Consider the following 6451-nt stretch of genomic DNA (forward strand, 5'->3'; position numbering starts at 1 on the left):
ATCGTCCGCATCCTCGCGCCGAAGTGTTCGAGGTACTTCTTCAGGTCCTGCCACGACAGCCACACCGTCGCCGTGTTCTCGTTGGGGTGGACGCCCAGCCGCGGCTCCGACGTCAGGCTGCGCTCCACGGCCACCTCCACGGCGTGCTCGCGGTCGTTCATCATCCCAAGGGGCGTGACAGCCCCCTTGGAGAGCCCAAGGTACTTCGCCAGCCGCTCCTCGGAGGCGAAGCTGAGCTTCCCCGCACCCAACTGCTCACCGATGGACTTGAGGTCCGCTTGCCGGTCCGACGGCAGCAGCACCAAAAAGTGCTTCTTCCCCTTCTGGTCCCGCAAGAACAGGTTCTTCACCACCATCCCCTTCTCGGTCAGTCCCAGGGCCTCCATCTCCTCGATGGTGAAGACCGGCTCGTGCTCGTCCACCTCAAAGGACAGGCCCAGTTCCCTCAGCGCCGCGTAAACGTCGTCCCTCGCACCCAAAGCAAACATGCCCCTCTCCAAAATAAGATCGCCCGACGGAGCGCCCGCGCAGGGCGGCCTCCTCCCGCTATTTTACCATTGAGCCTCCGGCCGCAGGCTCCAGGGCGACGGTTGGGATATAATGGGCAGATGGAGCAGCGCGCTCAAGGCCCCGTCGCGGACGAGGCCGGAGGACGCGGCGATCGGTGCGGGGAGGTTCAAACGTTCAAATGGAAAAGGACCCTATGGAATATCTCTTTGCGGAGCCGTCCGAGGACGGCAGGGACGAGGCGCCGGACATGGAGGCGCTCCTTGCGGCCGCCGGAGGCGGGAACGCGGGTGCCCAGTACCGCCTCGGCAGGATGTTCTCGAACGGCCGGGGCGTGGCGCAGGACGCGGCGGAGGCCGCGCGCTGGTACCGCGCGGCGGCGGAACAGGGCGAGCCGAACGCTCAGCTCTGCCTCGGCGTCCTGTACGAGAACGGCCAGGGCGTAGGGCGGGACGTGGCGGAGGCCGCGCGATGGTATCGTGCGGCGGCGGAACAGGGCAGCGCGAGGGCCCAGTTCTACCTCGCGGACATGTACGTCTACGGCTGTGGCGTCGCGCCGGACGAGGAGCAGGCGGCGCGGTGGTATCGGGCCTCTGCGGAGGGGGGCTTCATGGCGGCCCAGTGCCGCCTCGGCTGGATGTCCGCCCACGGGCACGGGGCGCCGCAGGACGACCGAGAGGCGGTGCGGTGGTGGCGCCTGGCCTCGGCGCAGGGCGATCCGGAGGCCACCCTGTGCTTCAGCGCCATGTGCGCGTCCGGGCGCGGCGTGGACCAGGATGGCGACCTGCCGCAGGACGGGGCCGAAACGGGGGAAACGCCATGGTGAGAAGGGAGAGGACCACGGAGGTCAGCGAGCTCGCTGGAGGACGGGGCCCTGCCAGGGTCCACCACGTCCTGTCGAAGGACGAGCTGATGGGGCACGGACGGCTCTACGCTCGCGTCGTCCTGCCGCCGAAGTCGAGCGTCGGCTGGCATCAGCACGTGGGGGAAACGGAGCCCTACTACATCCTGAAGGGGGAGGGCGACTTCATCGACGACGATCGAAGCGTCACGAAGGTGCACGCGGGAGACGTCTGCCTCATCCAGGTCGGGCACTGGCACAGCATCGAGAACAACTCCGACTCGGACCTGGAGTTCATGGCCCTCATCTACAACGAGGCAGGGCGGGTCGCGCCCTGACGGGGCTACGCCTCCTCCGCGCCCAGCACCTCGCCCCGCTCCACCAACCGGGTGGCCTCCAGGCGCGCATGGCCGTAGTAGAGCGCGGCTAGGACGCTGCTCACCATCCAGCCGGCAGGATAGCTCATCCCCATGCTCAGGGGCGTGTTGCTGACGAACCGGGACACGACGAAGAGGTAGCACTGGCGGAACACGACGAAGGAGAAGATCATCATCACCATGGGGACCTTGCTGTTGCCGGCCCCCCGCAGCGCTCCCGTGTACACCTGGCTGACGCAGCAGAGCACGTAGAAGGGCGTCAGGAAGTGCAGGAACATCGCGCCGAACTCCACCACCCGCGGCTCCGGGTTGAAGATGGCCACCAGCTGAGGCGCCAGGGCCACGACCACGGCGGAGGCCGCCAGGGTCACGGCGACGGCGCAGAGGAGCGCCGTGCGCACCCCCCGGCGGGCCCGGTCCGCCAGACCGCGCCCCAGGTTCTGCCCCACGAAGGTGGTGGCGGCCAGCCCCAGCGACTGCATGGGCAGGAAGATCAGCTGGTCGATCTTGTGGTAGGCCGTCCAGCCCCCCATGCAGTACTTGCCGAACTGGTTGATGTAGGACTGGACGAAGACGTTGGAGAAGGAGACGATGCCGATCTGCACCGCCGCGGGCACCCCCACCCGGACGATCTTCCACAGGAGCTTCAGATCGACCCTGAGGTCCCGCAGCGTGAGCCTCACGCTCATGTCCGTGCGCAGGAGGAGGGAGAAGGCCAGCAGGGCCGATATCCCCTGGGAAACGACGGTGGCGTAGGCCACGCCCCGCACCCCCAGACCGAAGACGATGACGAGAACCAGGTCCAGCACGACGTTGACGAAGGCTGCCGCGACGAGGTAGTAGAAGGGGCGCCTGGAGTCCCCCACCGCACGCAGGATCCCCGCCCCCATGTTGTAGAACAGGAGCCCCGCGATGTAGGAGAAGTAGACGTCCAGGTAGGCCATCGACTCCGGAAGGACGTCTTCGGGCGTCCTCATAAAGCGCAGCATGAGGGGCGTCATGGCCTTGCCCACGATCGTGAAGACGACGCTGAGGACGGCGGTCATCACCACGGCGGTCTGGACGGCGTCGTGGACCCGCTGGCGGTTTCCCGCGCCGTAGTACTGTGAGATGACGACGCCCGCGCCGCTGGAGAACCCCATGAAGGTGCCGATGAGCATGTTGATGACGGGCGTCACGGTCCCCACGGCGGAGAAGGCCTCGTCGCCCACGTAGTTCCCCACCACCCACGTGTCCGCCATGTTGTAGAGCTGCTGGAAGACGTTCCCCGCCAAAAAGGGCAGCGAAAAATAGAAGATATGCCGGAACACGTCCCCCCGCGTCATGTCCGCGCCGCCCTCGCGCTGCGCCGCTCCCTGGCCTCCGCTCACCGCCCTGTTCCGTCCCTCATCACAGATCCCCCCGACAGTCGTTTTTTCATTACACACTCTAGAGCGAATCGCCGAAGCCGCAGAGCGGGCTTTTTTTGGCCGAGGCACCCGCGCCGGGCCCTACCGCCTCAGCCTCCCTGCGCCTCACTCGTCCTCCCCAAGGATCTCCTTCAGCACCTTGAGGAGCTGCTGCATGTCCTCCAACGAGCCCACCGTGATGCGGTTGTACTGCGCGAGGGCGGGGTGATCGAAGTGGCGCACCAGGACGCCCTTCTCGCGCAGCTTCAGGTAGAGCGCCCTGCCGTCCACCCGCGGATGCCGGGCCAGCAGGAAGTTCGCGACGGAGTCCGTGAGGTCGAAGCCCAGGAGGGCGAGCCCGTCCGCGGCGAAGCGGCGGCTCTCGCGGATGAGGCGGCAGTTGTTCGTCGTGTGCTCCGCGTCCGACAGGGCTCCCAGCCCCGCGGCTATGGTCACGCGGTCGATGCTGCAGAGGTTGATGGAGTCCTTCACCCTGCGGAGGTCCTCGATCAGGTCCGGATTGCCGACGCAGAAGCCCAGCCGCGCCCCCGCCAGGGACCAGGCCTTGGAGAAGGTCCGGGTCACCAGCAGGTTCCCGTACCGATGGATCAGCGGCAGGCAGCTGGTGGCGCCGAAGTCCACGTAGGCCTCGTCGATGACGACGACGTTGTCCGGGGTGCGCCGCACGATGCCCTCCAGGTCCGGGATGGACATCGTCAGGCCGGTGGGGTCGTTGGGGTTCGCGATGAAGAGGGTGCGGCCCAGGGCCATGTACTCCTCCGCGCGGATGGTGAAGTCCTCCTCCAGCGGAATCTCCTTGAAGGGGACGCCGTTCAGCTCGGCCAGCACCCTGTAGAGCCCGCAGGTGACCTCGGGGAAGGCGGCGGGGTGGTAGCGGTCGCAGAAGGCCATGAAGGCGAGGTTCAGGATCGCGCCGGAGCCGCCCGCCACCAGCACCTCCTCCGGTGCCACGTCGCACAGCTCCGCGATGCGGGCCGTCAGCCCCGTACACTCCGGGTCCGGGTAGAGGTTCAGCACATTCGAGGCCTCGGAGGCGTACTCCACGGCCTTGGGGGACGGGGGGAAAGGCGACTCGTTCGCATTGAGCTTAAGGTATTTTCGATCCCGCGGCTGTTCGCCCGGAACGTAGGGCATGAGGCTCTTATACTTCGCGCTGAAAAAACGGCTCATGGAACAGGCCCCTTTCCTGGTATCGAACAAAGCAGGCGAACGGCCCCGCCTGCCGCTCCCTGAAGGTGCAAGACGACACCATTTATTTTACCCGAAAAGGACGCGGTTTTCAGCCTCCCCCCGCGTTCCGAACCGAAAGAGGCCGAACGGGCACTGCAGGGACGTTGTTTGACAACGACAGCCTTTATCGGTACAATTTTGCCGCGGCTTTCGCTCAAGGCCGGAGTTGCGCCGGCTCCCTGCACAGGGAGGGCCGCGCCGCAGCATCTTGATTGGGAGGGGGCGCGGCTCGTTGTCGCCAAAAGGGGTTCATTTCATCGTGGAGGCTTCCGGATGTGACGACACCATCACGAACGTCGTCCGACTTCAGGACATCCTGGTGGAGGCCGCCAGGCGGGCTCACGCTCAGGTCTGGTCCGTATCGTTCAACCGCTTTCCCCCGAACGGGGTCAGCGGCGTCGTGGTCATCAGCGAATCGCACCTCTCCGTACACACGTGGCCGGAGGCCAACTACATGGCGCTCGACATCTACACCTGCGGCGCCAAGACGGAGCCCATGGTGGCCGTGGAGTTCGTGCTGGCTCAGGTACACGCGCGGCACACGCACATCACGGAGATCACCCGCGGGCTGGACGACGACGACCGCATCTACTACCACTCCTTCATCACCTGGGAGGAGGACCTCAACGGCAAGAAGGCCGCAGAGGAGGGCTCCGCCGGTCAACTGAAGGCGTAGTCGTCGGGGAGCCGGTCGCTGGCTCCCCATTTTTTCGCCGGCTTTGCGCTCATGGAGCTTATGGAAAGGGTGATCGCTTCTGGACAGGGACGGGACGCCGCTCAACGAAACGGAGCTGTTCCGGGGCATGGACACGGCGGAGGTCCGGACGGCCCTGGAGGTTTTGTGCGCGCACGAGCGCCGCTACGCCAGGGGCGAAACTCTGCTGCGCGCCGGGGACACAACGGACAGCATGGGGCTGGTGCTGGAGGGCAGCGTCACGATCAAGAGCGACGACGTCTGGGGGAACCGGACGATCCTCAGCCACGTCGGGCCGGGACAGTTCTTCGCCGAAACCTATGCGTTCCTGAAGGGGGCCGTGCTCCTGGTGGACGTCTGCGCCAACGAGGACTGCCGCGTCCTGTTCTTTCGGCTTGACGCGCTCCAAACCCCGCCGGGACAGGCCGACCTGTGGCGAATCCGGCTGTTGAGCAACCTCCTCACGATCTCCTCGCGCAAGAACCTCATTCTGTCGGGCAGGAGCTTCCACACGTCACCCAAGACCATCCGCGGCAAGGTTCTCGCCTACCTGCACTCCGTTTCCCTCCAACGGCGCAGCGGGGAGTTCGACCTCCCCTTCGACCGCCAACAGCTGGCCGATTACCTGAGCGTCGAACGGACGGCACTCTCCAAGGAGCTGGGGAAGATGCGCGACGCGGGGCTGATCGCGTTCCACAGGAACCACTTCGTCATCCTGTCCGGGGACGCCCACGCCGACCCAAACAGGCCCTGAGATGAAACGACGCCGGACGCAGCCCATGCGCCCGGCGCCCAAAGGGACCGCCCCTTCGTCGTCACTGCACCGCGACCTCTGGGTTCTTCTCGCCGAAGCGCTCCATCAAAAGCGCGCCGATCTCCTCCCGGCTCCTGCCGAGCTTCTCCTGCTGCCGGATCGTCTTGTACGCCTGAAACAGCGTGGACGGCCCGATCTCCGAGCTGAAGAACCCGATCCCCTGATTCCAGGCCAGGAGCTCGAACACGTCGCCCAACGCCGCGGAATCGACTCCATGGGCGTAGGCCTTGACCAGCTCCCGGCACGCCTGACGCATCCTCCCCGCGCCGACCGCGTTCGCCAGCGACAGGAGGAGCCGCGTTTCGTAGGGAAGCGTCCGCTTCGCGTCGTTCCACGTCAGGTCCCAAAAGCTCACCGCAACCCGACCCAGCTCCTCGTCGATCAAAGGGAAATTCGTCAGCGCCGCGGGGCGCATGGGGATCGTCCCGTCCTCCTCTCGCACCTCGACGCGGTAGAACCAGGCGTGAAACTCGTTCTCCGCCGCCCGCTCCGTGTGGTGTTCAAACCCCAGCTGCTCCATCACTGCGTAGAGCGGGATGGGCTCGAAGGTCTGGACGACCTCCAGTCCCGCCCCCACCG

At 66.2% G+C, this 6451-nt stretch carries 8 protein-coding genes; 4 read left to right on the top strand and 4 right to left on the bottom strand.

What is annotated here, in order from left to right; translation table 11 throughout:
• On the bottom strand, nucleotides 1-488 hold a 488-nt coding region (locus ACO41U_RS07055; RefSeq protein ID WP_485942695.1), incomplete at its 3' end, for a prolyl-tRNA synthetase associated domain-containing protein.
• 200 nt (nucleotides 489-688) lie between these two features.
• Here ACO41U_RS07055 and ACO41U_RS07060 point away from each other — a divergent pair.
• The gene (locus tag ACO41U_RS07060) at nucleotides 689-1333 is read left to right on the top strand and encodes a tetratricopeptide repeat protein (protein ID WP_485942697.1); all 645 of its coding nucleotides are present in this window, start codon (nucleotides 689-691) and stop codon (nucleotides 1331-1333) included.
• Nucleotides 1327-1686: a cupin domain-containing protein gene (locus ACO41U_RS07065; protein WP_298778896.1), complete on the top strand. Its 360-nt coding sequence runs from the start codon at nucleotides 1327-1329 to the stop codon at nucleotides 1684-1686. Before ACO41U_RS07060 ends, ACO41U_RS07065 begins: the two co-directional genes overlap by 7 nt.
• 5 nt (nucleotides 1687-1691) lie before the next feature.
• Here ACO41U_RS07065 and ACO41U_RS07070 read toward each other — a convergent pair whose 3' ends face one another.
• Nucleotides 1692-3095 (bottom strand): MATE family efflux transporter, encoded by a 1404-nt coding sequence (locus tag ACO41U_RS07070; protein WP_485942699.1) that lies wholly within the window; start codon nucleotides 3093-3095, stop codon nucleotides 1692-1694.
• 144 nt (nucleotides 3096-3239) lie between these two features.
• Nucleotides 3240-4304, bottom strand: a complete 1065-nt coding sequence (locus ACO41U_RS07075) for a pyridoxal phosphate-dependent aminotransferase (RefSeq protein ID WP_298778890.1) — start codon at nucleotides 4302-4304, stop codon at nucleotides 3240-3242.
• Between the two features lie 292 nt (nucleotides 4305-4596).
• Between ACO41U_RS07075 and speD the strand changes: the two genes are divergently transcribed.
• Both speD and ACO41U_RS07085 read left to right on the top strand, forming a co-directional pair.
• Nucleotides 4597-5040, top strand: a complete 444-nt coding sequence (speD, locus tag ACO41U_RS07080) for an adenosylmethionine decarboxylase (RefSeq protein ID WP_485942702.1) — start codon at nucleotides 4597-4599, stop codon at nucleotides 5038-5040.
• 127 nt (nucleotides 5041-5167) lie between these two features.
• On the top strand, nucleotides 5168-5812 hold the full coding sequence (locus ACO41U_RS07085; protein WP_485942704.1) for a Crp/Fnr family transcriptional regulator: 645 nt from the start codon (nucleotides 5168-5170) through the stop codon (nucleotides 5810-5812).
• A gap of 61 nt (nucleotides 5813-5873) precedes the next feature.
• On the opposite strand, the gene ACO41U_RS07090 is transcribed toward ACO41U_RS07085, so the two are convergent.
• Nucleotides 5874-6451 (bottom strand): sulfurtransferase TusA family protein (locus ACO41U_RS07090; RefSeq protein WP_485942706.1); only part of this gene is annotated, 578 nt, incomplete at its 5' end.

The sequence above is a fragment of the Fretibacterium sp. genome (assembly GCF_057312375.1).

What these genes read in the sequence shown, in the direction of transcription:
- ACO41U_RS07060 (WP_485942697.1), top strand. Translation starts at nt 689, where the DNA reads ATGGAAAAGGACCCTATGGAATATCTCTTTGCGGAGCCGTCCGAGGAC.
- ACO41U_RS07065 (WP_298778896.1), top strand. Translation starts at nt 1,327, where the DNA reads ATGGTGAGAAGGGAGAGGACCACGGAGGTCAGCGAGCTCGCTGGAGGA.
- ACO41U_RS07075 (WP_298778890.1), bottom strand. Translation starts at nt 4,304, where the DNA reads ATGAGCCGTTTTTTCAGCGCGAAGTATAAGAGCCTCATGCCCTACGTT.
- ACO41U_RS07085 (WP_485942704.1), top strand. Translation starts at nt 5,168, where the DNA reads ATGGACACGGCGGAGGTCCGGACGGCCCTGGAGGTTTTGTGCGCGCAC.